This window comes from Micromonospora sp. CNZ296, assembly GCF_007827635.1.
The window spans coordinates 293,848-319,172 of sequence record NZ_VISW01000002.1; the positions used below are offsets into that span (position 1 = coordinate 293,848).

Below are 25,325 nucleotides of genomic sequence, written 5' to 3' on the forward strand. Positions count from 1 at the left end.
CGACCTGAGGAGGACAACCCGTGGCCGTCAAGACCATGACGCCGACGCGTACCGCCGCCGGCATCCGCGACTTCCGCGTCGACGTGCCGGAGGCGGACCTGGAGGACCTGCGGAACCGGATCGCGGCCACCCGCTGGCCGGAACGGCAGACCGTGGACGACCAGTCGCAGGGCGTCCCGCTGGAGACCAGTCAGGCGCTCGCCCGCTACTGGGCCACCGGGTACGACTGGCGCAAGGTCGAGGCGCGGCTCAACGACCTGCCGAACTTCGTCACCGAGATCGACGGCCTGGACATCCACTTCATCCACGTACGCTCGCCGCACCCCGACGCGCTGCCGCTGATCGTCACGCACGGCTGGCCCGGGTCGGTGATCGAACAGCTGAAGATCATCGGTCCGCTCACCGACCCGACGGCGCACGGCGGCCACGCCTCGGACGCGTTCCACCTGGTGATCCCGTCGATGCCCGGCTACGGCTTCTCCGGCAAGCCGGACCGGCCCGGCTGGGATCCGCAGCACATCGCCCGCGCCTGGACCGAACTGATGCGGCGGCTGGGCTACACCCGGTTCGTGGCCCAGGGTGGCGACTGGGGCGCGCTGATCACCGACATGCTCGGCGTGCAGGCGCCGCCGGAACTGGCCGGCATCCACACGAACATGCCGTGCGTGGTGCCGCCGGACATCGACGCGCTGTTGCAGACCGGCATCACCGGCGTGAACAACCCCCTCGCCGACCTGCCGTCCGGGCTCTCGGCCGAGGAACGGGCCGCCTGCGAGCGGATCGACTTCTTCTGGAAGCACTCCGCGTACGCGCTGATCATGACCACCCGCCCGGAGACCCTGACCGCGCTCGCCGACTCGCCGGTCGGGCTGGCGACGTTCATGCTCGACCACGACGCCGCGAGCCTGGACCTGATCTGCGCCGCGTTCGCCGGCCGGCCCGGCGGCCTGAGCCGTGACGACATCCTGGACAACGTCACGCTCTACTGGCTCACGAACACGGGTGTGTCCTCGGCCCGGCTCTACGCACAGAACGCGCTGTCGTTCTTCGCCGCCAAGGGCGTGCAGGTCCCGGCCGCGGTGAGCCAGTTCCCGGACGAGATCCTGCTCGCGCCGCGCAGCTGGGCCGAGCGGGCGTACCCGAACCTGATCCACTACAACACGCTCGACCGGGGCGGGCACTTCGCCGCCTGGGAGCAGCCGGAGCTGTTCGCCCAGGAGATGCGGGCCGCCTTCCGGTCGCTGCGCTGACCGACGGCGGACGCGGCCGGGTGGGGCGCCCACCCGGCCGCGTCGGTACGCCCGGGGTCAGACCTCGGTCAGCCGGACCGCGTCGGCGATGACCAGGCCGGCGGCGGAGCTCCATCGGCTGACCGCGACGCGGTTGGCGTCCCCGGCCGGCAGCGTGAACGTGCCGAGCGAGCGCCACTGCCCGCCGGTCGCCCGCTGGTCGACCACTACCGTCCGGTTGCCGGTGGTGGTGGCGACGACGTACGGCGTGGCCGCGTTGTAGCCCGCGTTCGCCGGCCACCACGCCTCGACCCGGTAGTTGCCGGTGCGGGGAACGTTGAACTTGTACCAGGCCGCGTCGCTCGCGGCGACCGGGTCCGCGTAGCGGTAGTCGGCGCCGTAGCGCTGCCCGGAGTACGTCGAGGTGCCCCAGCTCGCGCTCGCGGTGAACCGGCCCGCCGTCGCGTTGTCCACGATCGACGTCCAGCCGGTGCCACCGCCGGCCATCTTGGCGGCGACGTCGGCGCGCATCGTGTTCAGGTCGATGAAGGACGGGTCGATCTTGCCGGTGGTGCTGGTCTCCCGGTGGCCGCGGGCGTAGCTGGAGTCCCGGCCGAGCCGCTTGAGCACGGCGGCGGTGGCCGCGATGCTCGCGTTGTACTGGGCGGTGGTCATCCGCTGGTCGACACCGTTGTAGTCGATCTCCCACCCGATCATCAGGGTGTTGCCGTCCCCGGCCGGGATCGGGCCGCTGCCGCCGCTGGTGCCGGCGTGGTTGCACCGGCCGGCGGAGATCACGTGGAACACGCCGTGGTAGTCCACGAGGGCCTGGCAGAGCGGGCCGGGCAGGTCGGACCGGCCGTTGATGCAGATGTTCAGCGCCGGGTGCGGGTTGGTGGCGCTGGACGTGGCGGCGGTGTGGTGCCAGAGCACGCCGATCGGGTCGAACGAGCCGGAGCGCATCCGGTTGAGCCAGTCGCCCTCGACCACGACCTGTACGCCGGCGCCACGCAGCACGTCCACCAGCCAGGGAATGGTGGCCATCACTGCTCCCCGAGCAGGTCGGCGAGGCACTCGGCCTTCGGCGCGGCGTGCGCCGTACCGGGACGGACGGCCACCGCGAGGGCGGCGGCCACCAGGGCGGGTACGCCGAGCAGACCTCGGCGTCGCAGACGGGGGGATCGTGACGTGGGCATGGCGCTCCTCGGGTGACGGCGCTTCACCGATCGACGGATGTGAGTGCGGGCACGCTATACCGGCACCTGCCGTTCTGTCGATACCCTTCAATGATCGTTTCCGTCGTGAAAACTTTCGCCACCGCCGTCTGTCGTCATCCGTCGATGCGTGGTAGAAATCCTGCCCAAGTCTCGCCGTCGAGCGAGGAATCCTTCACAGGAGGGGCGCCGATGAGAGCGATCGCCACGGCCCTGTCACTTCTCGCCGTGCTCGCGGCCGCGGCCGTACCGGCGCAGGCTTCGGCCGTCCCGGCCCGCGCCGGGACACCGGCTGTCGCCGAGCCGCAGCCCGCCGCCGGGACAGCGGCCACCGTCGCCGCGGTCGGCCCGCAGCCCGGCACCTTCACCGGCAAGGGCTTCGACACCTGCACCGCGCCGTCGCAGGCCGCGATGGACGCCTGGCTGACCGCGTCGCCGTACCGCGCGGTCGGCGTCTACATCAGCGGCGGCAGCCGGACGTGCGCCCAACCCAACCTGACCGCGACCTGGGTCGCCGACCAGACCCGCAAGGGCTGGCGGCTGATCCCCATCGAGCTGGGCTACCAGGCGCCGTGCGGCACCCGTACGCCGAAGATGTCCGCCGACCCGGCCACCGCCCGCGGGCAGGGGAGGACCGCGGCGGACAGCGCGGTCGCCGCGGCGGTGGCGCTCGGCATCGGCGCCGGCAGCACGCTCTACAACGACATCGAGCAGTACCCGTCGAACGCGAGCTGCCGGGCCGCGGTGCTCTCCTTCCTCTCCGGCTGGGTCGAGCGCCTGCACACGCGCGGCTACCTCGCCGGCATGTACTCCAGCGGCTCGTCCGGCATCACCGACGTCTGCGCCGCCTACCACGACACCCGGTACCTGCGCCTGGACCAGATCTGGATCGCCTGGTGGAACGGCGTCGCGGACACCGACGGGGGCACGTACTGCGCCGACGACCGCTACGCCGACCAGCAGCGCCTGCACCAGTACGCCGGGGACGTCACCGAGACGTGGGGCGGCGTGACCATGAAGATCGACCGCAACTACCTGGACGTACGGGCCGGCACCCCGCCCGCGACGTGGAGCGTCACAGTCGACAACGCCACGTCGGGCGGGTTCAGCGCGGGCGCCGCCTGGGGCACCTCCGCGTACTCCGGGCAGCGCTACGGCGCCGATTACCGCTTCGCCGCGCCGGTGGCGTCCAGCGACGTGGCCTGGTTCCGGGCGAGCCTGCCCGCGACCGGCTCCTACGAGGTGTCGGTGTGGTACCCGGCCGACCCCGGCTACAACGACCGCACCCCGTACCTGGTGGCCACCACGACCGGCAACCGGTCGGTGGCGGTCGACCAGCGCACCGGCGGCGGGCGCTGGGTCTCGCTCGGCGTGTTCACGCTCGCCGCCGGGACCGGCGACAAGGTCGGGGTGAGCCGCTGGAGCGCCGGTACCGGGTACGTGGTCGCCGACGCGGTCCGCATCACCCGGGCGTGAGGCCGCACGCCGGTGAGCCGGTCCCGCCCGAGCGGGACCGGCTCACCCGGGCCGGGTCAGCTCAGGTGCGCCAGCAGGGCGGTGGCCATGCCCTGCTCTCCCCGGGCGTTGGGGTGGAACGGCGCGGCGGCGTTCTGCGGCACCAGCCCCTCCACCCAGCGGGTGCCGCTGCCCTTGCACGAGTCCCGGCCGATCGACGGGGTGTAGACGTCGGCGTAGCTCGCGCCGCCCGCCGCCGCCGTGTCGGCCAGCATCGTGTTGAGCGCCTTCTGGACGCCGCGCAGGTACGGCACGTCCTGGTAGGCGATCGGCACCACCGGCCAGCAGCCGTAGCCGCTGTCGGGCAGGATCGCCGGGTACCCGAGCACCACCACGCGCGCGTTCGGCGCGGCCTGGCGGACCGCCCGCAGCACGGCTGCCACCTTCGGCGCGGCGGCGGCGATCCGGGCCCGCAACTGGTCGGTGCCGCCCGCGGTGAACCGGTTCTTGCAGGGCGAGCCGAGCGGGCTGCTCACGCTCGCCTCGGCGCAGTCGCTGATGATGCCGGAGAAGCCGATGTCGTTGCCGCCGATCTGGACGGTCACCAGCGCGGTGGCCGACGTGACGGCGTTGACCTGCGGCGGCAGCGCGATGCCCAGCGCCCCGTCGCCGCCGTACAGGATGTCCTCGGTGGTGGCTCCGGAGCAGCTCACGTCGGCGAACGACGAGGAGCCGGCGGACGCCGCCACCAGGGACGGGTAGTTGCGGTTGGAGCGCAGGCAGTTCAGGTCGACCTGGGTGGGCACGAGCGGTGCGGAGGTGTAGGAGTCGCCGAGCGCGACGTAGCGACCGGCGGGCGCGGCGGCGACGGCGGGTGCGGCGGCGGTGAGCAGCATGCCGGCGGCGGCCGCGACGAGCGCGGTCATCCGGCCGGCGGTCCGCAGGAGCGGCAGGCGGGGACGGTTCATGGGGCCCTCCCGGAGGGGTCCTGGTGGTGGTGCTGGGATTCTGTCCGCGCCTGTGACGTGCGTCAATATCGATGAACCTCATTAAATGACGGTCCAGGATGTGGTCCGCCGCCGTCCGGCCGAGCGGCCGGAGGTGTCGCGTACATCACACTTTTCGGCGTCGCCGATGTCGGGTACAGGTCGGTCGCCGATCGGTCGATCCGTTGCGTCCCAACGGTCCCCGGCCCGTCACGCCTGATGGGCGGCCGGATGCCGGATCCGGGCACGTACGCACCGGAGTGACCCCGGCACGGCTGGTGAAGAACGTATCGAATGTCGGCGATCGTGAATTTGCAGGCGTCATTACGCTGCGGGGTGGTTGATCGCCGGAACCACGGACGACAGGTGGAAGAACCTCAGATGAGTGACAATCACCCTCCCTACGGAGGCTATCCGGACCCGAACGCCGGAGCGTGGGGCAACCAGCCCGACCCGAACGCCCCGTACGGCGCGCAGCCGGCCTCCGGCGCGCCCTACGGTTCGCAGCCGGCGTCGGGTGCGCCCTACGGTTCGCAGCCCGCGTCGGGCGCCCCCTACGGCGCCCAGCCCGCGTCGGGTGCGCCGTACGGTGCCCAGCCCGGGTCGGGTGCGCCGTACGGCGCGCAGCCCGCGGCGCCGTTCCCCGGGCAGCCGGGCTACCCCGGGCCGGCGCCGTACGCGCCCACCCCGCCGCCCCCGAGCGGAGGCAAGAGCAAGGGGCTCATCGTCGGCCTCGCCGCGGGCGCGGTCACGCTGACGCTGCTGTGCTGCGGCGGCGGGCTCGCCTACGTCGCCTTCAACGGCGACGAGGAGGACCCGAAGCCAGTGGCGTCGGGCAGCGCCACCCCCGGGCCGGACACCAGCCCGTCCGCGACCCCCAGCGCGGACGGCCCGGAGTCGACCGGGCCGGACGGGCCCTCCAACAACAACTCGATCACCGCGCGGTACGCCAGCGAGATGTCGGCGGTCTGCGACGGGGGAGCGATCCTCAACGCCGCCCCGTACACCGCGCCGGCGGGCTCGAAGGCGTACGTCTTCTCCAACTCCCCGGACCGGCCGTCGTTCTGGTCGCAGAAGACGGTCAGCTCGGCCAAGCCGTACTACGCGAAGTCGGCCGACTTCGCCACGGTGTCGGTCATCGGCTGCCTCAAGATGGTCGAGGGCAGCGAGGGCACGCCGAAGAAGTGCCAGTACAAGAACAGCGAGGACAAGGTCGTCACCGTCGACTACATCTCCTCGCGGTACACCCTGACCTTCCACGCCGCCAAGACCGGCGAGAAGGTCGGCGACGGCGGCACGGTGACCGCGCCCGCCGCCCGGTGCCCGAGCTTCATCTCCTACAACAAGGTGACGATGAAGTCGTACGCGTCCCCGGACAGCGGCACCATCGAGGCCGCGCTGGACCGCTTCCTCAAGTAACGACACCCGGATCGCGGTGTGCGGGTCTCACCGACCCGCACACCGCGATCGGTTTTCAGGCCGGAAGCGGCCGGCCGTGCGTCTCCACGCACTCGCGGGCGAAGAGCCGCAGCAACTCCGGCAGATGGAAGCGCTCGGCCGGGGCGCAGGAGTCGACCGGCACCAGCAGGTTGTGCTGGATCAGGTGCTCCACCATCCGGTTGGCCTGCTGCCGGGGCAGGCGCAGGATCTCCACCGCGCTGGCCGGGGTGATGAACGAGTCGGCGCGGGCCAGCGCGTGCAGCGCCAAGCGGGCGTCGACGTCCAGCGCCTGGTAGCTGACCGACAGGCTGCCGCGCACCGAGATGTCCCCGACCGCCAGCTCCGACAGCCGGTTCTCCTCGTCCTCCAGGTGCGCGGCGAAGCCGGGCAGGGCCACGTCGGGCTGGGTGACGAGCCGGCTGCCGACGATCCGCAGCGCCAGTGGCAACCGGTCGCAGGCCGCGGCGATCCGGCCGAACACCTCCGGCTGCTCACGTACCCGGCGCTCGCCCGCGATCGTGGCCAGCAGCTCCACCGCGTCGGCCCGGTCGAGCGCGCCGAGCGTCAACCGCCAGCCCACGTCCAGGTCCAGCAGGCGCTGCCGGCTGTTGATCAGGACCAGGCTGCGGCCCGCCCCGGGCAACAGCGGGCGCACCTGCTGCGCGCAGTCGACGTCGTCGATGATGAGCAGCAGCCGCCGGCCGGCGAGCGCGCACCGCAGCACGGCGGAGCGCTCCCGGATGTCCTCGGACACGTCGGTCAGCGGTACGCCCAGCTCGACCAGCAGCTCCCGGATCAGCTCCCCGCTGCCGCGCGGCGGCTCGTCGCCGCTGTCGAAGCTGACGAAGAGCTGACCGTCGGGAAAGAGGTCGGCCAGGTCGTACCCGCTGCTCACCGAGAACGACGACTTGCCGACGCCCGGCGCGCCGGAGACGAGCACGACACCGGCGTGCTCGTCGGCGCCGGCCGGGTCGGCGATCCCCTCGGCGATGGCGCGCAGCTGGCCCGCAGTGGTGTCCCGGCCGACCAGGGACGGCGGCTTCATCGGCAGGGCCTGCGGGCTGGTCGGCGGGCCGGGCGGCGACACGGGCCCGGCGCCGAGGGCCGTGGGCCGGCCGGACGGTGGGCGGACCTCGGCGGAGTCCGCGTCCAGCGCGGTCTGGAGGGCGCCCTGGAGCGTGGGGCCGGGGTCGACGCCCAGCTCGTCGATGATGCCGCGCCGGGCCTGCTGGTACGCGGCCAGCGCCTCGGCCACCCGCCCCTCCCGCGTCAGCGCGGTCACCAGCTGCGCCTGCCGGCGTTCGTCGAGCGGCTCCTCGGCCACCATCCGGCGCAGCGACGGGATGACCCGCGCCGGCTGCCCCAGCCGCAGGCGCAGGTCGATCAGCTCCGTCGTCATCTCCCGGTGCTGCTCCCGCAGTGCCGTGACGGTCGCGCCCAGGTCGGTGCCCAGATCCGTCAGGTCCTCCAGCGGGTGCCCGCCCCACAGGTCGACCGCCCGGTCGAACAGGTCGGCGGCGGCCTGCGGCCGGTCGCTCCGGGCGGCCCGGCGGGCCTCGTCGGCGAGCCGACGGAACCGCAGCAGGTCCAGCTCGTCCTCGTCGACCCGCAGGTGGTAGCCGGTGCCGTCGTGGACCAGCCGGCCGGCCGAGTCACCGCCGCGGTCCAGCGTCTGCCGCAACCGGTGCACGTACGTGCGCAGGTTGCGTACCGCCGACGCGGGCGGCGACTCCGGCCAGAGGCCGTCGACCAGCCGGGAGGTGGCGACCGTGCGCCCCGGACTCAGCAGCAGCACGGCGAGCAGGAGGCGGGGCTTGGTGCCGGTCAGCATGACGGGGCGGTCGCCCGCGTACAGGCTCAACGGACCGAGAACACTGAACCGCATGGATGTCGTCCCCCGCTCCGGCGCACCGTCCACAGTGTGGTGTGTAAGGCTGGGTTTCCCACCTTCGGCCGGGGAATGCATCGCTCCCAGATGGTGCAAGTAATCACTGATCGGTGTGTACTTCGTGACCCGGAGTCAGTTGCGCCGTCGCCCGCCGCGCCGCGTCGAGCACCGCCACCGCGTCCGTCACCCCGGCGCCCGCCGACCGGCCCTCCCGGACCAGCACGGCGAAGTCCTCCGCCTGGCGGGCCAGGGCCGCGTACATGGTGGCGTCCCCGTCGGCCGGGTCGAGGAAGGCCAGCCGCTCGTGGTCGCGGGTGCCGAAGACCTCCACCGTCGCCATGTCGCCGCCGCGGTGGTGCCGGCCGAGCGAGACCAGCGCGGTGCCGCCGCCGGACAGGCCGAGCAACGCCTGCGCGCTGTCCACGTCCCGGCCGCGTACCGCCGGGTCGGTTACCGGACCGGCCGGCTGCACCGCGACCCGGTCGATCTCCTGCCCGGTCAGCCACCGGATCTGGTCGAACTCGTGCACGCCCATGTCCACGAAGATCCCGCCGCTGCCGGTGCGGAACGCCGCCGCGGGCGGCTCGCCGTCCCACTGCGCCGCGGCCACGAACAGCACCTCGCCGAGTTCGCCGCCGGCGATCCGCTCCCGCAGCCGGCACAGATGCGGGACGAACCGGCGCCAGTAGGCGACCTGGAACGGGATTCCGGCGGCGGCGGCGACCCGCCCCGCCTCGGCCGCCCCGGCCGGGTCGAGCCCGGCCGGCTTCTCGCACAGCACCGGCAGCCCGGCCTTGGCGGCGGCCGCGACCAGCGCGCCGTGCCGCCCGGTGGGCGCGGTCACCAGGAGACCGTCCGGCACGGCGTCCGCGAGCAGGTCCTCCACGCTCGGGTACGCGGGCAGCCCGGCCGCGGTGACCGCCTCCCGTGCCGCCGGAACCGGATCGACCACGTACCGGATCCGGACGCTCCGGTGGTCGGCCAGGGCGCGCAGGTGGTGGTGGCCCATCCGGCCCGCCCCCACCAGCGCCAGCCGGAACTCATCGCTGCCGGTCATCGTCGGTTCCCCTCTCCTCGTCGGTGTCGATGTCGTCGGTGCCGTCGCGGCCGTCCGTACCGTCGTCGCCCAGCCAGCCGGCCAGCGCGGCCACCACGGCCGGCGCGCCGGTGCCGAAGACCTCGAACCCGTCGTGGCGCCACCGCCGGCTCACCCCGCCGGCGGCCTCGACCAGCGCCGCGCCGGCCGCGATGTCCCACGGCGCGGGGTCGAAGCTGACGAACGCGTCCAGTTCGCCGCGGGCCACGGCCGCCAGGTCGCAGACGGTGGAGCCGGTGTTGCGCAGGTCGGCGACCCGGGGCGCGACGCCGACGAGCGCCTGGTACGCCCGCCGTCGCGGCCCGGGCGCGTTCGGCACCGCGAACGCCACCAGGGCGTGCCCCGGCCGGGCCTCCCGGTTGACCGCGACCGGGGCGTCGCCGTCGAGCGCGCCGCCGTCGTCGAGCACCAGGCAGGTGCCGGTGGCCGGTTGCAGGACGGTGGCCGCGACCACCTGGCCGTCGCCCACGTCGCAGCCGGTCGCCACCGCGATGCTCACCGCGTACCGGCTCGCACCGTGGCTGAAGTTCAGCGTGCCGTCGAGCGGGTCGACGATCCAGCGCAGCCCGGAGCAGCCGGCGCTGGCACCGGACTCCTCGGCCAGGACGGCGTCCTGCGGCCGGTCCCGGGCGAGCAGGCCGAGGATGGCCCGCTCGCTGGCGTGGTCGGCGGTGGTCACCGGGTCCTGGGCCGCGCCGCCCTTGTGTTCGGTCTGCAAGCCCCGGCCCCGCGCCTCGCGGATCGCGTCCGCCCCGGCCCGCGCCGCGCGCAGGCTCAGGTGGCGCAGGTCGCCGGGAGCGGCGCCGATGCTCATCGCGCCACCTGCGCTTCCCGCGGCGCGGCGACCTTTGCGTAGTCGCCGTCCACGAACAGCAGTGGCGGGGTCGGCCGGAGCAGGCCCGCCGAGCGGACCGCGCCCATCAGTACCGCGTGGTCCCCGGCCGGGTCGGCGGAGACCGCCTCGCAGCCGAAGTACGCCACCCCGTCGGTCAGCCGCGGGCAGCCGGTCGCCCGCTCGTCGTCGTAGGCCACACCCGCGAAGCCGTCGGCGCCCGCCGGGCGGCCCCGGCTGGCGAACCAGGCCGCCTCCTCGCGCTGGTCGTCGCCGAGCACAGTCACCGCGAACCGGCCGGTACGACGCACCGCGCCGAGCAGCCGGCAGTCCCGCCGCAGGCAGACCAGCAGCATCCGGGGCGACAGCGACACGGTGGTGAACGAGTTGACGGTCATCCCCACCGGGCCGTCGGGCCCGACGGCGGTCGCCACCGCCACCCCGGTGGCGAAGCGCCCGGCCACCGACCGGAACGCCCGCTCCTGGTCCTGTCCGTTCCCTGTGCCGGTCATCACCGTGCTCCTCTCGTCGCGCTGCCGACCAGGTCGGCGGCCCGCCGCCGGTCGGTCTTGCCGTTGGCGTTCGTGGGCAGCGCGGCCACGTGGTGGATCCGCGCCGGCACCATGTAGGCGGGCAGGCGCTCGGCGCACCTGCGGGTCAGCTCGTCGGTGATCCCGGCGGCGCCGGTGTAGACCGCCCGCAGGGAGAGGTCGTCACCCGTGCCGAACGCCAGCACCACCGCGTCCTGCACCCCCGGGTGGCCGCGCAGGACCATCTCGATCTCGCCCAGCTCGATCCGGTAGCCGCGCAGCTTCACCTGGTCGTCCAGGCGCCCGTGGTGCACGAACGTGCCGTGCTCGCGGCGGACCCGGTCACCGGTGCGGTAGTACCGGCGGTCCGCGTACGTGACGAACCGGCCCTCGTCGTCGGCCGGGTCGAGGTAGCCGTCGAACCGCTGCGGCCCGTGCACGCACAGCTCACCGTCGTCCACGCCGACGGTGCCGTCCTCGGCGCGCAGGATCGCGTCCAGCCCGGGGTGCGCGTCGCCGATCGGGACGGTGCCGTTGGAGGTCGCCGGCCAGGCCGCCGGATCCGCCGGCAGCCGGTGACCGGTGCACGTCACGGTCAGCTCGGTGGGACCGTAGAGGTTCTCCACCACGCTGCCCGGCGCCGCGTCGGCCCACGCCCGCGCCTGCTCCAGCGTCAGCGGCTCGCCGGCGAAGAGGCTGTGCCGCAGGCCGGGCATGGCGCCGGGGGAGAGCATCCGCATCCGGCGGGCCAGCGAGACCACCGAGGGCACCGAGAACCAGTGCGTGATCCGTCGTTCGTTGACGAACCGCACCGGCGTCAGTACCTCGTCCGGCTGTGGCACCACGAGCGTGGCGCCGCCGCCCCAGGCGACGAACATGTCGAACACGGACGGGTCGAAGGTCAGGTCGAAGGTCTGAGACAGCCGGTCACCCGGGCCGACCGGGTAGCGGTCCCGGCAGTACGCGAGGAACGCGTCCACGTTGCGGTGCCGGACCGGCACGCCCTTGGGCCGCCCGGTCGAGCCGGACGTGAACAGCAGGTACGCCACGTCGTCCGGTGCCACCGGCGCGGCCGGCGGCGGGGCGGCGGGCGCGCCGTCGAGGCGTACCGTCACCGCGTCGCCCGCGACCTGCGCCGCGGTCGCCGCGCCCGCGTCGTCGACCACGAGCGCGTCCACGCCCGCGTCCCGGCACAGCCGGGCGGTGCGGGCCGGTGGGAAGGCCGGGTTGAGCGGCACCACCACCGCTCCGGCGCGCAGCGCGGCCAGATAACCGGCGTACGCGGGCAGGCTGCGGGCGGCCAGCAGGCCGACCGCGCGCGGACGGTGGCCCACCTCGGCGTGGATCCGCCCGGCGAGGCCGTCGGCGAGGTCGCGCAGCCGGCGGTAGGTCACCGGCTCCCCGCCGACCTCCAGCGCGACCGCTTCGGGCACGCGTGCCACGGTCCGCTCGAACCAGGAGTAGAGACTCACGGCGTTGCTCCCTTCACTGTGCTGTCGTCGATCGGTCTTCCGGCGCCACCGCGCGCGGGACGCCGCGCTCAGGTCACCGCGCCCACCAGCTCGTCGGCGTGGTCGGCGATGCCGGCGAGCATCGCGCCGGTGGCGCCACCGGCGATGCCGAACATGGCCGCCTCGGTGCGCAGCTGCGCCTCCCCGCCGTCGCGGAACGCGTCCGCGCCGCGCAGGCGCACCGCCTCGGCGGCGACCCGGTCCACGGTCTCGGCGGCGCTGACCTTGAGCAGCATCCCGGTGACCGCGGACGGGACGGCCGCCGGCGCGTCCAGCAGCGGCGCGCACAGCGCGTCGAGCTGGTGCGTGGCGACCAGGCACCGGGCGTACCGCTCGCGGACCGCCGGGCGGTCCCACAGCGTGCCCGTCCCGGCCGGCCGCCGCCGCAGCCAGTCGTGCAGGCCGCCAAGCATCCGGTGGCACATCGCCCGGGCCCACAGCGCTCCGGCGACCCGTTCGACGCCGACCTGCCGGGCGAACCCGGCCAGCGCCCGGCCGGGGCGGCCCAGCACGGCTTCCGGGTCGAGCGCGACGCCGGCGAAGCGCAGGTGGCCCACGCCGGACCCGGCGAACGCCCGGCCGGCGGACTCGGCAGTCACGCCGGGCGCGGCGGCGGGCACCAGCACCCAGCAGAAGCTGGTGAAGTGCCGCGCCTCGCGGTGCCGGGCCAGCACCAGCGCCGCATCGCAGCTCGTCGCGTTGGTGATCCAGTCCTTGCCGCCGTCCAGGACGGCGCCGTCGTCGCCGGGCTTCACCCGGGTCGTGGCGTCGAGCAGGTCCGAGCCCGACCCGGCGGCGTCGGTGACGGCCAGCGCCACCACCGTCTCGCCGCGCAGCATCCCGCGTCGCGCGGCCTCCGCCGGGCCGGTCGCGCCGGCCAGCAGCGGCAGCACTGTGGCGACCTGGACGCAGACCGACAGCGTCACGCCGAGCGGGCACCGGGCGTCCAGCTCGGTGAGCAACGCCGACAGCCGCCGGGGGTCCGGCTGGACGCCGTCCGGGTAGAGCGCCTCGATGATCCCGGCGACGCCCAGCGCGCGCCACACGGCGCCGGAATCGGTGGGGTCCACCCCGGACAGGGCCGCCCGCACCGCGGCGGCGTCGTCCCCGGCGGGCGTCGGCTCAGGCAAGACGCACCCCCGGGTCGCGCAGCGACAGCGCCCCGTTGGCCAGGCGCAGCCGGTCGTTGGCGTAGTTCAGCGAGGCCGAGCGCAGATCCCGGAAGGTGCGCTCCAGCGTCAGCGGCGAGTCGGTCAGATAGCCGTGGCGCAGGCCCGTCAGCTCGACCAGCTCGTCGGCGGCGGCGAAGGACTCCTCGGCCGCCCGGATCTTCAACGTGTTGAGCAGCAGTTGCACCGGCGCCGCCGACATGTCCGGCGCGTCGGTGACCACCGAGACGGTGTGCCGCAGCAGCGCGTGCGCCGCGTCCAGCCGGGCGCGGATGTCGGCCAGCCGCAGCAGCACCAGCTCGGAGGAGGGGGCGAACTGCCGCCGTCCCGCCTCGCTGCGGGCGTGCCGCAGCACCCGGCCGTACGCCCCGGCCGCCGCCCCGATCCAGGCCGCCGACCAGCCCACGTGCGCCAGCGGCGCGAAGACCCGGGTGGCGATCTCCCGGAACCCGCCGTGCTCGCCGATGACCTGCCACTGCGGCACCGCGCCGCGCAGCCGCATCGGGACGCTGTGCGTGGCCCGCATGCCCAGCGGGCGCCACCCGCCGGTCACCTCGATCTCCACCTGGTCCCGGTCGGCGTAGACCAGGTCCACCTGGGCGGCCGAGCCGGCGCCCGGCGCGCGGGTGGTGATGAGGAAGGCGTCCGCGTACGGGCCGCCTGTCACGATCGGGGCCTGACGGTCGATCCGCAGCATCTCGCCGTCGTGCTCCAGCGCCGACTCGGAGGTCAGCAGGTGGCCGCCCTTGCCGGCCTCGGTGGTGACCGAGCCGAGATACCGCTCGCCCCGGGCCACCGCCGGCAGCACCTCGGCACGCAGCTTCTCCCCGCCGTACGCGGTGATCGCCGCGACCTGCTGGCAGTGCATGGCGAAGACCATCGCCACCGACATGTCCACCCGGCCCAGCGCCAGTGTGACGTCGACCAGGTCCGGCAGTGTCCCGCCGGCGCCGCCCTCGGCGGCCGGGACCAGCAGCCCCAGCAGCCCGGTACGGCGCATGGCGGCCAGCGCCTCGGTGGGGAAGGCGGCGTTCTCGTCGGCCTGGCGGGCGTGCTCCGCCGCGATGTCGGCGACGGTCTCGACGGCCGGGGCGTACCCGGCGGCCGCGGTCATCGGGAACCACCGCCGACCGGGGTGCGCAGCTCCTCGACCACGCTCCACAGTCCACCGGCGGTGGCGAAGGTGGAGTCGACCAGCTTGTCGTCGGGCACGGCGACCCCGAACGTGTCCTCGATGGCGAACAGCAGCTCGATCTCGCGCATGGAGTCCAGGCCGAGGTCGCGCAGGCGGGCGTCCTCGGTGATCTCGTCCGGCCCGGCGAACTTGAGGAACGGGCGGAGCAGTTCGGTGAATTCGGCGTTCATGACGTCACCTTTCTTCTCGGGGTTCGGCAGTGGCGCCCGGTGTGTCGACCGGGTGCCGCGTCAGGGTCAGCCGGGACGTCTCGACGACGCGGTCGCCGTCGCAGACGACCTCGACCGGCGCGGGGTGGCCGAGGAAGGCCAGCAGGCTCGCCGAGAGCCCGTACGCCCCGACGTTCGGCACGGCGAGCACGTCGCCCGGCCGTACGTCGGGCAGGTTCGCGGCGCGGGCCCAGGTGTCCAGCGGTGTGCACAGCGGCCCGGCGACGATCGCGGCCTCCAGCGGCGCGCCGTCGCGGCCGTCGGCGGTGTGCAGGGCGGGTACGAGCGGCGGCAGCCGGCGCAGGCCGGACATCCCGCCGAGGTGGTTGATGCCTGACTCCAGCACCACCACCGGCGTGCCCTGCGACCGCTTGACGTCCAGCACGCGGGTCAGCAGCGTGCCGGCGGTGGCGGTGAGGAACCGCCCCGACTCGAAGGCCACCTCGGGGGTGCCGTCGCGCCAGGCGGGGAAGAGGTCGTCCAGCGCCGTGGCGACCTGGTCGGCGAGGCCGGTCAGGTCCGCGTTCTGGCCGGGCCGGGCGAACGGCGCGCCGAAGCCGCCGCCGAGGTCGAGCAGGGTGAGGTCGATGCCGAGCAGGTCCCGCAGCCGCCGGGCGGTACGCGCCGCCGCGGTGAACTGGGCCACCAGCGCGTCCACCGAGTCGACGTTGCTGCCGGTGTAGAGGTGGAATCCGCGTACCGGGGCCGACGGGCGGGAGCGGAACCGCTGCGGTTCCTGTTCGATCCAGTCGACGTCGGCGCCGAACTGCGACGCGACGCCGGTCATGGTCAGCCCCTGGCCCGGGTTGGGCACCCGGTCGTTCACGCGCAGCAGGCAGTGCACTTCGACGCCGTGCGCGGCGGCGATCCGGTCGGCCTGGTCGAGGCCGGCCGGCGAGTCGACGGAGAACCAGCGGACCCCGGCGCGTACCGCCTCGGTCACCTCGGCGTCGCGCTTGCCGGGTCCGGTGTAGAGCATGCGGTCGCCCGGAACGCCGGCCCGCAGCGCCGCGGCGAGTTCGCCCGGCGAGCAGATCTCGGCGTCGCAGCCGGCGGTGTGCAGCGCCGCGACCAGCGCCGGGTGCGGGTTGGCCTTGAGCGAGTAGAACAGCCGGCTGGGCGCGGGCAGCGCGGCGACCAGGGTGGTGTGGCTGGCGCGTACCCGGGCCAGGTCGTAGCGGTACGCGGGGGTGTCGAAGGGCAGGTCAGCCACGGTGCTCACCCGCCAGCCGGGCCAGCGCCCGCCGGTCCACCTTGCCGTTGCCGGTCAGCGGCAGGTCGGGCAGCACGACGCAGCGCGCCGGCACCTTCATCTCCTCCAGCTGTTCCCGCAGCCGGCGCAGCACGTCGGCGGGGGTCAGCTCGGCCACCACGAACAGCGTCGCGCCGTCGCGGCCGTCGGCCGGCGGCAGCACCCCGGCCGCGTCCACGCCGTCGACCCGGTACGCGGCGGCCTCCACCTCGGTGGCGCTGACCCGGGTGCCCTTCTCCTTGTAGACGTCGTCGCGCCGGCCGGCGAAGTGGACGTACCCGTCGGCGTCCACGTGACCGTGGTCGCCGGTGTGCAGCTGCGGGAACAGTCCGTGGGCGCGGCGGAAGCGTTGCGCTGTCAGTTCGGGCCGCCGCCAGTAACCGGCCATCACGTGCGGGCCGCGTACGACCAGCTCGCCGCGGACGCCCGGTGGCTGACGCCGCCCCTCGGCGTCGACTGTGAAGATCTCGGTGCCTGGAAGCGCCCGCCCGCAGGCGCCGGGCCGGCGCAGGTCGGCGTCCGGCGGCATGATCGCCGCGCGTTTGCACTCGGTGAGGCCGAACATCAGCTGGACGCTCAGGCCGGGCAGCAGCCGGCGCAAGCCGGCCAGCACCTCCGGCGGCATGGCCGCGCCGGTGTTGGTGAGCAGGCGCAGCGGCGGGCGCGGCGCGCCGGCCCGGCCGAGCAGCCGCAGCAGGTTGATCGCGAGCGACGGTACGCAGGGCAGCACCCTGGCGCCGGACTCGACGAGGGTCGCCAGCAGGCGGCCACCGGTGTCCCCGGGATCACCGAGGCGCAGCCGGGCGCCGGCCACGGTGCTGAGGAAGATCTGGTAGAGGCCGTAGTCGAACGACGGCGGCAGCAGGACGTGCACCACGTCGTCGGGCCGGTAGCGCAGCTCCGACTGGATCGCCCGGACCGCGAACGTGACCTGGGCGTGCGTGGACACCACGGCCTTCGGCATGCCGGTGCTGCCGGAGGTGTAGATCAGGCAGACCGGGTCGACGGCGAGCGGGGCCGGACCGGCGGGCGCGCCGCCGATGGCCACGCCGGACGCGGCGCGGCGCGCCTCGGCCGCGCCGCGCACCGGGACGCCGCGGGCGCGGGACAGGCCGGCCAGGACCGGGTCGTCGGTGAGGACCAGGGCCGGTTCGGCGTCGTCGAGCACGTGGGCGAGGGCGACCTCGGGGGCCGGCGTCCGGAGGACGACGAAGACCGCGCCGGCCCGGGCGACCGCGTACAGCAGCGCCGGCAGGGCCGCGTCGGCGGGCAGCGCCACCAGCACCCGGTCGCCGCGCCGGACGCCCTGCCCGCGCAGCCAGCCGGCCAGGCGCAGACTGTCGGCCCGCACCTGACGGTACGTGAACTCGACGGTCCCGTCCCCGACGGCGGGCGCGTCGGGGCGCGCGTCGGCGGTGCGGTCCAGCAGGTCGTGCAGCAGTTCGGTACTCATCGGGCACCTCCGGTGGCGGCGCCGAACATGGCGCACAGGGAGCCGACGTCGCGCAGGTCGGCCGCTGACAGCGCGGTGGCCGGCACCTCGACGCCGAGCCGGCGTTCGACCCGGTCGATGACGTCGACCAGCCGGAACGAGTCGAAGCCGGGCAGTTCCCGGAGCACGTCGGTGGTGCGCAGGGCCGAGCCGTCCAGGTCCAGGGTGTCGCCGAGCGCACCGAGCACCGCCGCCCGTACCCCGTCGTCACCGGCCCTCTCCGGCGCGGGCGGCGCGGCGGCGTCGCCGGTCGTGCCGGGCGGCCCGGCGATCGACTCCAGCGCGGCCAGGTGGTCGGCGATCAGCTCGCCGAGCGCGTCCGCCAGTTCCGGCGCGGCCGGCCGGCCCGCCTGGGCCCGCCGCAGCGCCACGTAGCTGCGCGTGGCGAGTTGCTGCCAGCGCGCGGCCTGCCCGGCCAGCGCGGCGGCGGCCTCCGGCGCGACCGCGGCGAGCCAGCGTTCGTGCAGGTCGCGGGCGCGGGCCAGCAGCCAGACGTCGAGGACGAAGCGGTGCAGCCCGGCCACGGTGTCCAGGGCGGCGCCGGTGCGGGTCAGGTAGTTGTCGATCTCCGGGCGGGCCCGGCCGGCCCGGGCGGCGTTGCCGGCGAGCATGGCGGGCACGTCGATCTCCGGGGCCGGGTGCGCCGTCACCGCCAGGGTGTGCGCGCCGCCGGCCAGCGCCGTGTCGAACGCGGCGGCGGGCAGCCGCCACACGCCGGGACGCGCGGGGCCCCAGGCGGTGTCGTTGTGGTACGCGTCGACCACTGTGACCTCGTCCGGCGCGGCGGCCGTGACGAGGAAGCTGTGCCGCATGTGTTCGTGTTCGTGGTAGGGGCACCAGGGCAGGTCGTACGCGTCGGCGGTGACGTAGAGCGGCTGGCCGGGCGCGCACAGCCGCCGCACCTGCGGGCCGTCGAGCTGCATCCACCGGCCCTCGACCCGCAGGCCCAGCAGGTCGACCGCCTCGGCGGCCCGGTCGTCCGAGGTCGCCTCGACTGTGACCAGGCCGTCCTGGTCCCGGGTGCGGAACCCGTACCGGGCGCCGAGGGCGAGGTGGCTGCCGGACCCGTTCGCGTGGTCGGCCAGCAGGGCGAAGCTCGTCTGGAGACAGTCCAGCGCGGTCGCGTGCAGGCCGGTCAGGATCGGCGTCCACACCGGATCCGTGGTCGGCCGGTCCGGCGCGTTCGGGACGTGGTGGGACATGGGGGACTCCTCGATGCGGGTACGTGGGGCGGGGCCGCCGGCGCGGAGGGTGCCGCGCCGGCGGCCGGTACGAAGGTCAGCTGCCGGCGCGGCCGTCCAGACCGTTGGCCCAGGAGGCGAGTGCCTGCGCCTGCTCGGCCAGCGCGTGCTCGTCGGTGCCGATCGGGTCCTTGAAGAAGAACCCCAGCTCCTCGATCGGGCCGACGTGGCCGGCCCGGTGCGCCGCGGCGGTCAGCCGGGCCAGGTCGAGCACGAGCGGGGCGGCCAGCGTGGAGTCGACCCCGCTCCAGGTCAGTTGCATGGACATCCGAACGCCGAGGAACCCCTCGAACGAGACGTGGTCCCAGGCGGTCTTGTGGTCGCCCAGGTCCGGCACGTTGTCGATGTGCAGCGGGGCGGTGACGTCCTCACCCAGCAGCGCGGGCAGCACGCCCGACTTCGAGCTGAGCTTGCTGCGGGCGTTGCGCGGATCCTCCAGCGTCGCGCCGTCGCCGCCGCCGAGCAGGTTCACCCCGGCCCAGGAGAGCACGTGCAGGGCGCGGGAGGTGAACATCGGCGCCAGGGCGGTACGCAGCAGCGTCTCCCCGGTCTTGCCGTCGGAGCCGGCGAACGGCACGCGCTCCCGCTGCGCCATCATCTCCAGCGCGGGCAGCCGGGCCCCGGTGGACGGGGTGAAGTCGACGAAGCCGCAACCGGCCTGGAACGCCGCGTACGCGACCACCGAGCTGGCCGGCAGCGCCTTGTCGTCCGGGTCGGCCATGGCGCGGGTCAGCGCGTCCAGGTCGTCGTACTCGGGCCGGTGGTCGGCCGGCGGCTCGGTCGAGGACACGTTGATGACGACGACCCGGGACAGCCCGTAACGGCTGCGGAACTCCTCGATGTCGCCGGCCAGCCGGTCGACCACCTCGGCCAGCGGCGCGGTCTCGGTACGCGCGTCGTAACCGGTGCGCAGGTTCTGCTCGACCTCGGGCAGGCTGCCGCGCACGGCCGCCAGCACCGGCGCCGGGATGACCCCGGAGTCGACGAGCGACTCGGCCTTCTTCTCCAGCGGCGTGTCGACGATGTCGTGCCCGCCGACCACCAGGTCGTTCCAGCTCGCCAGCGGCGCGTCGCGCAGCATGCCGGTGTCGGTGACGCAGCCGGTCGAGTCGGCCATGCCGGCGCGCAGCGCCAGCAGACCGGTGATCGCGGTGGTGGCGACCGAACCGCGGGCGCCGTTGAGCCACACGCCGACGGGCGCGTCCGTGTCGGGGGACGGGGTCGGGGCGTGCGAGGTCTCGCGTTGGGTGACGGTCACGGGAAGACTCCTTCTCTGGGTGCGCCGGGACGGCGCGGTTCAGCGGGTGAGCACCTTGGTGACGGCGGCGGCGATGTCCTCCATGTCCTGTTCGGCGCCGAGGAAGGTGCTGTGGTGTGTCTGGACGGTGTGGGCGGCGAGCCACTCGGTGTTGGGGTACGTGCGCTCCCGGTGGATCGCCGCGAAGCGTTCGGCCAGCGGCGCGAGCAGCGGCTTCGTCCACGGCTGGAGCAGCCGGCTGCGGTGCAGCGGCTCGTCGGTGCAGTAGAACCGCCGGCTCAGCTCGGCGGTGAGCGCGGCGGCCACGGCGGCGTTGTCCATGCCGGCCGGCAGCTCGTCGAAGACGATCGTGCCCTCGTAGATCGAGATGCGCGTCTGCCCCGCCGCGGGTCGCAGCAGCCGTACGCCGTCCACGCCGTCGAGCAGCTCGCCGAGCAGCCGGTAGTTGTGGTTGCGTACCTCGTGCTGCTCGTCCAGGGTGGTCAGTTGCGCGCAGGCCACTGCGGCGGAGAACTCGTCCAGGCAGAAGTTGGCCCCCTGCACACCGGCGCTCTCCTCCAGGTCCAGTTCCCCCGGGGGCGTCCGGTCGCCGCGGTAGCGGCGCGAGTCGGCCCGCAGCTCCTGGAGCACCGGCGCGAGCGTGTCGTCGTCGGTGACCACGGCCCCGCCCTCACCGCAGGTGAGTACCTTGCCGTGCTGGAAGCTGAAGCAGCCGATCCGGCCGAGCGAGCCGGCTTGACGGCCCTGCCAGGTGGCGCCGTGGGCCTGCGCGCAGTCCTCCACGACGGAGATGCCGCGCGGCCTCGTGACCGCGTCGAGCGCCGGCACGTCGGCCATGTTGGAGGCCCAGTGCACGGCGACCACTGCACGCGGGTCCACCGACAGGTCGAGGTCGTCCGGCCCGACGCAGCCGGTGTCACGGTCGACGTCGACGAGCACCGGGACCAGGCCGGCGCGCAGCGCGGCGGTTGCGGAGGCGGTCCAGGTCAGCGCCGGTACGAGCACCGTCTCGCCGTAGCCGAGGCCGAGTGACTCCAGGGCCACCACCAGGGCGCTCGACCCGTGGTCGACCGGCACGCAGTGGCGGGTGCCGACGTAGCGGGCGAAGTCGGCCGCGAAGCGGCGCTCGAACAGGACGGCGTCGCCGACCGACGGGCTGCTGATCGCCCACCGGCCGCCGGTCAGCACCGCGGAGAGGTTGCCGGCGGCGTCCGGCGCGGGGATCGGCCAGCGTGGCCATGGACGGTCGGGCGGGCGGACCGGCCGGCCACCGTCCACGGCGAGCCGCCGGTCGAGAGGGATGGAGGTCGTCATGCCTTCGACCTTGATGCTCATCGATACATCAGCGGTACACACGCGATAGCCGGCACGGCCGGTGCCGTGTATCGGCGTTGTATCCCGGTGGTCGAACCTCGGGGTATGAGCCGATCCGCATCGCCCGTGGGCGAACCGACCGAACCTCGCGCCGTCGCGCGTGGCGTCTCCGTCGTCATCCCGGTCAAGGACCGGGTGGCGGAGATGCGCCGCCAGCTCCGCAGCCTGCGCGACGCCGCCCCGAACTGCCCGGAGCCGGTGGAGGTGGTGGTCGTCGACGACTCGGCGCCCGCCGCGGCCGCCGCGCACCGCGCCGCCTGCGCCGAGTACGGCGCCCGCTACGTGCGCGGCCCCCGGCACGTCGGAGCCAAACGGAACCTGGGCGTCCGGCACGCCCGCTACGACCTGCTGCTGTTCACCGACTCCGACTGCCGCGTGCCGGCCGACCTGATCACCCGGTACGCGGCCCGGCTGCGCGCCTCCGGTGACGAGGTCGCCGGCGTCACCGGCCCGGTGATCGTCGAGCCCGGCGACAGCGCGTTCTTCCGCGTGATGCGCCGCTCCTACCTGCTGCTCGGCGACCTGACCCGGCCGCTGCACTACGAGCGCGTGTCCTGGGGCGCCGGGGCGAACATGGCCCTGAGACGCTCAGTCTTCGAGGCGGTCGGCGGATTCCCGGAGGACTCCCCGATGCCGCTGGGCGGGGAGGACCTGCACCTCGGGCTGCTGCTCACCGACGCCGGCTACGCGCTGCTCACCGACCCGGGCGGGGTGATCACCCACGACACCGGCGTCGCCGACACCTTCCGCGCGGTCGCCTACCGGTTCACCACGTACGGGCGCTCCGAGCAGTGGCTCTGCCTCGCCCACCCGCACCGGCGCCGGTTCGTGCTCAACACCGCCAGCACGCTCGCGGTGACCGCCCTGGCCGGGCTGCTCACCGCCCGGCGCAGCGGAGGGCGCAGTCTGCTCGCGGTACCGGCCGTCGCGGCCGCCGTGATCGCCGCGAAGACACCCGGCCGGCTCGGCGGTGACCGGGGACCGCGCGCGGTGGCCGAGTCGGTGGCCTGCGCGGCGATCGAGACGCTGTTCGACGGGGCCGCGTTCGTCACCTCGCTCCGGCTCGGCCGCCCCGACCTGCTCTTCACCGGTTTCCGCGCGCCGGACGAGGCCGACTACCAGCCGGACGGGACGGACTACCGGCCGGACGGGGCGGACCGCCGGCCGGACGAGGTGGACCGGCGACCGGTCCCGCCGGTGGCCGCGCCGCCGGTGGCGGCCTGACGGGGGGAGCCGCAGTGCCGACGACGTTTCCGCTGGCCCCCGGCCAGCAGATGATGTGGGAGTTCATGACCGCGCTCGACCCGGCCCGTCCCGGTGCCGCCCGCCTCGTGGTGGTGGAGTTCCGCCGGCTGCGGGGCACCCTGCGGGTCGACGTGCTGCGGCAGGCGATGCAGGACGTGGTGGACCGGCACGACGCGCTGCGGATGCGGTTCGACCGCATCGGCGTGGAGCCCGAGGTGCGGATCCTGCCGCACGTCGAGTCGCCGCTGGAGTACGTCGACCTGTCCGGCCTGCCGCCGGCCGAGCAGCAGGCCCGCGTCGAGCGGATCGCGTACGCGCACCGCAACGACGAGTTCGACCCCGGCCGGGCGCCGCTGTGGCGGGCCGCCCTGGTCCGGCTCTCCGAGACCGAGCACGTGCTCGCGCTCTGCTTCTTCCACATGGTCTCCGACGGCTGGTCGTGCCGCGTCGTGGTGGAGGACCTGTGCCACGCGTACGCGGCCCGGCTCGGCGCAGCCGATCCGCAGCCGCCGCTGGGCGTGGACCACACCGCACTCGCCGCGCTCCAGGAGGCGGAGCAGGCCGGGAACGGCGTCGACGCCGCCGCCCGGGCCGCGTACTGGCGGGACCGGCTGCGGCCGGTGGAGCCGTACCAGTTGTTCCCGGCGTCGCCACCGGCGCCGGACGTCGCGCTCAGCGCGGAGGTGGCCACCCGCTTCGCGTTCCCGCCCGAGGTCACCGCGCGGCTGCGCCCGGCCGCCCGGCGGGCCCGCACCAGCCCGTACGTGCTGCTGCTCGCCGCCTACCTGGTGCTGCTGTCGCGGCGGGCCGGCCGGCCCCGGGTGGTGCTGGGCACCACCACGCTGGGCCGGGAGAGCCCGCTGTCCCGGCAGCTCGTCGGCCAGTTCACCAACAACGTCTACCTGCCCGTCGCGGTCGCGGCGGACGCGCCGATGAGCGCGGTGGTAGACGCCGCGCACGCCTCGCTGGCCGAGGCCGTCGCGCACGCCACCGCGTTCCACCGGCTGGCCCGGGCGGTCCGCCACGACTTCGCGGCGATCCGCCCCTGGCCGGACAACCACCTGTTCGACGCCTGGTTCCAGTCCGCCGCGTCGGCGTCGCCGGTGCTGCACTGCCCGGGGCTGCGGGTGGAGCCGGTCGACATCACCGCCCGGCCCGCGCCCGGCACACCGCCGCCGGTGGTCGCCGCCGACGTGCCGCCCGAATGCCTGCCCGTCTGGGTCAAGCGGGGCTCACCGATCGTCGTGGTGGACGACGACCGGGCCGGCGGTGTGGTGATCCGCAACCGGGGTGTCTTCGGCGACGACCTCGTCCGCGGGCTCGTCGACGACTACGTCGCGGTGGTCTCGGCGCTCGTCACCGACCCCGGGACCACCCCGGCGGAGGTACACCTTCCTGACGGTGCGTGCTTCCTCGACCACGCGATCGGGTAGGAGTTCCGACGGACCGATCGGAGAGAGGTACGACGACCATGACGGACACCTCGACGAACCAGCACACGACGGAGCAGCCCGCGCCGCCGGTGCCACGCTCGGCCGTACGGGCCCGCTGGTCGGTGGCGCTGCTCTTCGTCATCATGGGCCTGGCCATCGGCGGGTGGTCGGCCCGCGTGCCGGAGGTGCGGGACGCGGTAGGCGTCGGCAACACCGGCTGGGGCCTGGCCAACATCGCCACGAACGCCGGGGAGCTGGTCTCCCTGGTCGTGGTGGCGGTGCTGATCAGCCGGATCAACACCCGCCGGCTGGCGCTGGCCGGGGCCGCGCTGATCCTGGTCAACGCGCCGCTGCTGGCCGCGTCCACCACAGTGGTGGCGCTTGTCGGCGGGCTGGCGGTCTGGGGCTTCGCGGCGAACCTGCTGGCCACGCCGATGAACGCCCAGTCGGTCGAGGTGCAGAAGCGCTACGGGCGGCCCATCCTGTCCACCTTCCACGCCGGCTTCAGCATCGGCATGCTGGCCGGCGGCCTCTGCGGCACCGGCGCCGCGGCGATCGGGATGTCCCCGTCGGCGCAGATGGCTGTCACCAGCGTCCTGCTGGGAGCGCTGCTGGTCGGTACGCACCGCTGGCTGCCTGATACGCCCCGGCAGGAGACGAAGGACGGCGAGGACCGGCGGCGGCTGCGCGACCGGTTCACCCCGCAGCTGCTGCTGCTCGCGGTGATCGCCTTCCTCGCCTCGTTCATCGAGATGGCCGGCGCACAGTGGAGCGCGCTGTACGCGACCGAGGTCGCGGGCGCTGCCGCGGTGCTCGCCGCGGCCACGTACACCTGCCTGTCGCTGGCCGCCACCGTCGCCCGGCTGTTCGGCGACCGGCTGGCCGGCCGGTTCGGGCGGATCCGCTTCGTCCGGCTGTCCGCGCTCGTCGCCACCGTCGGCGTGGCGCTGCCGGTGGCGTACCCCCATCCGGCCGCGGTGATGGCCGGCTTCGGACTGCTCGGCTTCGGCCTGGCGTGCGTGACCCCGACGGTGCTCGGCTTCGCCGGCGAGCAGCCCGGCCTCACCTCGGGTGAGGGCGTCTCGGTGGTGGCGATGGGCCAGTGGCCGGGCGCGTTGCTCGCGGCGCCGGTGATCGGCCTGCTCGCCGGCGCCCTGGACCTGCGCAGCGCGTTCGTGGTGGTGGCCGTGATGGCGATCGCCGTGGTGGCGCTGATCGGGCGGGTCCGGGCGACGGCGCTGCCCGGCGAGAGCCCGGTCCCGCCCCGGCCGTGACG

At 74.6% G+C, this 25,325-nt stretch carries 22 protein-coding genes; 6 read left to right on the forward strand and 16 right to left on the reverse strand.

Features of this window, described 5'->3' with window-relative positions:
* Positions 1-20 precede the first annotated feature (20 nt).
* A complete protein-coding gene (locus FB455_RS04205; RefSeq protein ID WP_013477200.1) occupies positions 21-1,250 on the forward strand; it encodes an epoxide hydrolase family protein in 1,230 nt (409 codons plus the stop codon).
* 57 nt (positions 1,251-1,307) lie between these two features.
* On the opposite strand, the gene FB455_RS04210 is transcribed toward FB455_RS04205, so the two are convergent.
* Together FB455_RS04210 and FB455_RS34180 are read right to left on the reverse strand one after the other, a co-directional pair.
* Entirely contained in the window at positions 1,308-2,273 is a 966-nt protein-coding gene (locus FB455_RS04210; protein WP_013477199.1) for a golvesin C-terminal-like domain-containing protein, read from the reverse strand.
* Positions 2,273-2,425: a hypothetical protein gene (locus FB455_RS34180; protein ID WP_013285768.1), complete on the reverse strand. Its 153-nt coding sequence runs from the start codon at positions 2,423-2,425 to the stop codon at positions 2,273-2,275. The genes FB455_RS04210 and FB455_RS34180 overlap by 1 nt, the downstream gene beginning before the upstream one ends.
* A 210-nt stretch (positions 2,426-2,635) precedes the next feature.
* Here FB455_RS34180 and FB455_RS04215 point away from each other — a divergent pair, with 210 nt between their 5' ends.
* On the forward strand, positions 2,636-3,919 hold the full coding sequence (locus FB455_RS04215; protein WP_145752270.1) for a glycoside hydrolase domain-containing protein: 1,284 nt from the start codon (positions 2,636-2,638) through the stop codon (positions 3,917-3,919).
* 56 nt (positions 3,920-3,975) lie between these two features.
* On the opposite strand, the gene FB455_RS04220 is transcribed toward FB455_RS04215, so the two are convergent.
* The gene (locus FB455_RS04220; RefSeq protein ID WP_013477197.1) at positions 3,976-4,866 is read right to left on the reverse strand and encodes an SGNH/GDSL hydrolase family protein; all 891 of its coding nucleotides are present in this window, start codon (positions 4,864-4,866) and stop codon (positions 3,976-3,978) included.
* A gap of 399 nt (positions 4,867-5,265) precedes the next feature.
* Between FB455_RS04220 and FB455_RS04225 the strand changes: the two genes are divergently transcribed.
* The gene (locus FB455_RS04225; protein ID WP_071095532.1) at positions 5,266-6,303 is read left to right on the forward strand and encodes a hypothetical protein; all 1,038 of its coding nucleotides are present in this window, start codon (positions 5,266-5,268) and stop codon (positions 6,301-6,303) included.
* A gap of 55 nt (positions 6,304-6,358) precedes the next feature.
* Here the strand turns inward: FB455_RS04225 and FB455_RS04230 are convergent, their stop codons facing one another.
* The 13 genes from FB455_RS04230 to FB455_RS04290 form a co-directional block, all read right to left on the reverse strand.
* On the reverse strand, positions 6,359-8,209 hold the full coding sequence (locus tag FB455_RS04230; protein ID WP_145752272.1) for an AfsR/SARP family transcriptional regulator: 1,851 nt from the start codon (positions 8,207-8,209) through the stop codon (positions 6,359-6,361).
* A gap of 103 nt (positions 8,210-8,312) precedes the next feature.
* A complete protein-coding gene (locus tag FB455_RS04235) occupies positions 8,313-9,269 on the reverse strand; it encodes a Gfo/Idh/MocA family oxidoreductase (RefSeq protein ID WP_145752275.1) in 957 nt (318 codons plus the stop codon).
* Positions 9,253-10,122: an inositol monophosphatase family protein gene (locus FB455_RS04240; protein ID WP_145752277.1), complete on the reverse strand. Its 870-nt coding sequence runs from the start codon at positions 10,120-10,122 to the stop codon at positions 9,253-9,255. The genes FB455_RS04235 and FB455_RS04240 overlap by 17 nt, the downstream gene beginning before the upstream one ends.
* Positions 10,119-10,652 carry a flavin reductase family protein gene (locus tag FB455_RS04245; RefSeq protein ID WP_013477193.1) on the reverse strand — a complete coding sequence of 178 codons (534 nt, stop codon included), beginning with the start codon at positions 10,650-10,652 and terminating at the stop codon, positions 10,119-10,121. The genes FB455_RS04240 and FB455_RS04245 overlap by 4 nt, the downstream gene beginning before the upstream one ends.
* Positions 10,652-12,142 (reverse strand): amino acid adenylation domain-containing protein, encoded by a 1,491-nt coding sequence (locus FB455_RS04250; protein ID WP_145752279.1) that lies wholly within the window; start codon positions 12,140-12,142, stop codon positions 10,652-10,654. Before FB455_RS04250 ends, FB455_RS04245 begins: the two co-directional genes overlap by 1 nt.
* 68 nt (positions 12,143-12,210) lie before the next feature.
* Positions 12,211-13,311, reverse strand: a complete 1,101-nt coding sequence (locus tag FB455_RS04255; protein ID WP_145752282.1) for an acyl-CoA dehydrogenase family protein — start codon at positions 13,309-13,311, stop codon at positions 12,211-12,213.
* Positions 13,304-14,464: an acyl-CoA dehydrogenase family protein gene (locus FB455_RS04260; protein WP_145752284.1), complete on the reverse strand. Its 1,161-nt coding sequence runs from the start codon at positions 14,462-14,464 to the stop codon at positions 13,304-13,306. Before FB455_RS04260 ends, FB455_RS04255 begins: the two co-directional genes overlap by 8 nt.
* Positions 14,461-14,715 carry a phosphopantetheine-binding protein gene (locus tag FB455_RS04265; RefSeq protein WP_013285779.1) on the reverse strand — a complete coding sequence of 85 codons (255 nt, stop codon included), beginning with the start codon at positions 14,713-14,715 and terminating at the stop codon, positions 14,461-14,463. The genes FB455_RS04260 and FB455_RS04265 overlap by 4 nt, the downstream gene beginning before the upstream one ends.
* A 4-nt stretch (positions 14,716-14,719) precedes the next feature.
* Positions 14,720-15,967: a type III PLP-dependent enzyme domain-containing protein gene (locus FB455_RS04270; RefSeq protein WP_145752286.1), complete on the reverse strand. Its 1,248-nt coding sequence runs from the start codon at positions 15,965-15,967 to the stop codon at positions 14,720-14,722.
* Complete coding sequence (locus FB455_RS04275) at positions 15,960-17,459, reverse strand: class I adenylate-forming enzyme family protein (protein WP_145752288.1); 1,500 nt, start codon at positions 17,457-17,459, stop codon at positions 15,960-15,962. The genes FB455_RS04270 and FB455_RS04275 overlap by 8 nt, the downstream gene beginning before the upstream one ends.
* On the reverse strand, positions 17,456-18,700 hold the full coding sequence (locus FB455_RS04280) for an acyl carrier protein (protein ID WP_145752290.1): 1,245 nt from the start codon (positions 18,698-18,700) through the stop codon (positions 17,456-17,458). The genes FB455_RS04275 and FB455_RS04280 overlap by 4 nt, the downstream gene beginning before the upstream one ends.
* A 76-nt stretch (positions 18,701-18,776) precedes the next feature.
* Positions 18,777-19,997: an inositol-3-phosphate synthase gene (locus FB455_RS04285; RefSeq protein ID WP_013285783.1), complete on the reverse strand. Its 1,221-nt coding sequence runs from the start codon at positions 19,995-19,997 to the stop codon at positions 18,777-18,779.
* 39 nt (positions 19,998-20,036) lie between these two features.
* Positions 20,037-21,311 (reverse strand): DegT/DnrJ/EryC1/StrS family aminotransferase, encoded by a 1,275-nt coding sequence (locus tag FB455_RS04290; RefSeq protein WP_235437365.1) that lies wholly within the window; start codon positions 21,309-21,311, stop codon positions 20,037-20,039.
* 105 nt (positions 21,312-21,416) lie between these two features.
* On the opposite strand from FB455_RS04290, the gene FB455_RS04295 reads away from it, so the two are divergent.
* From FB455_RS04295 to FB455_RS04305, 3 genes are read left to right on the forward strand one after another with little or no spacing between them, the layout of a single operon-like run.
* Positions 21,417-22,595, forward strand: a complete 1,179-nt coding sequence (locus FB455_RS04295; protein ID WP_145752292.1) for a glycosyltransferase — start codon at positions 21,417-21,419, stop codon at positions 22,593-22,595.
* A gap of 14 nt (positions 22,596-22,609) precedes the next feature.
* On the forward strand, positions 22,610-24,049 hold the full coding sequence (locus FB455_RS04300) for a condensation domain-containing protein (RefSeq protein ID WP_145752294.1): 1,440 nt from the start codon (positions 22,610-22,612) through the stop codon (positions 24,047-24,049).
* Between the two features lie 38 nt (positions 24,050-24,087).
* Positions 24,088-25,323, forward strand: a complete 1,236-nt coding sequence (locus tag FB455_RS04305; protein ID WP_047891075.1) for an MFS transporter — start codon at positions 24,088-24,090, stop codon at positions 25,321-25,323.
* Positions 25,324-25,325 lie beyond the last annotated feature (2 nt).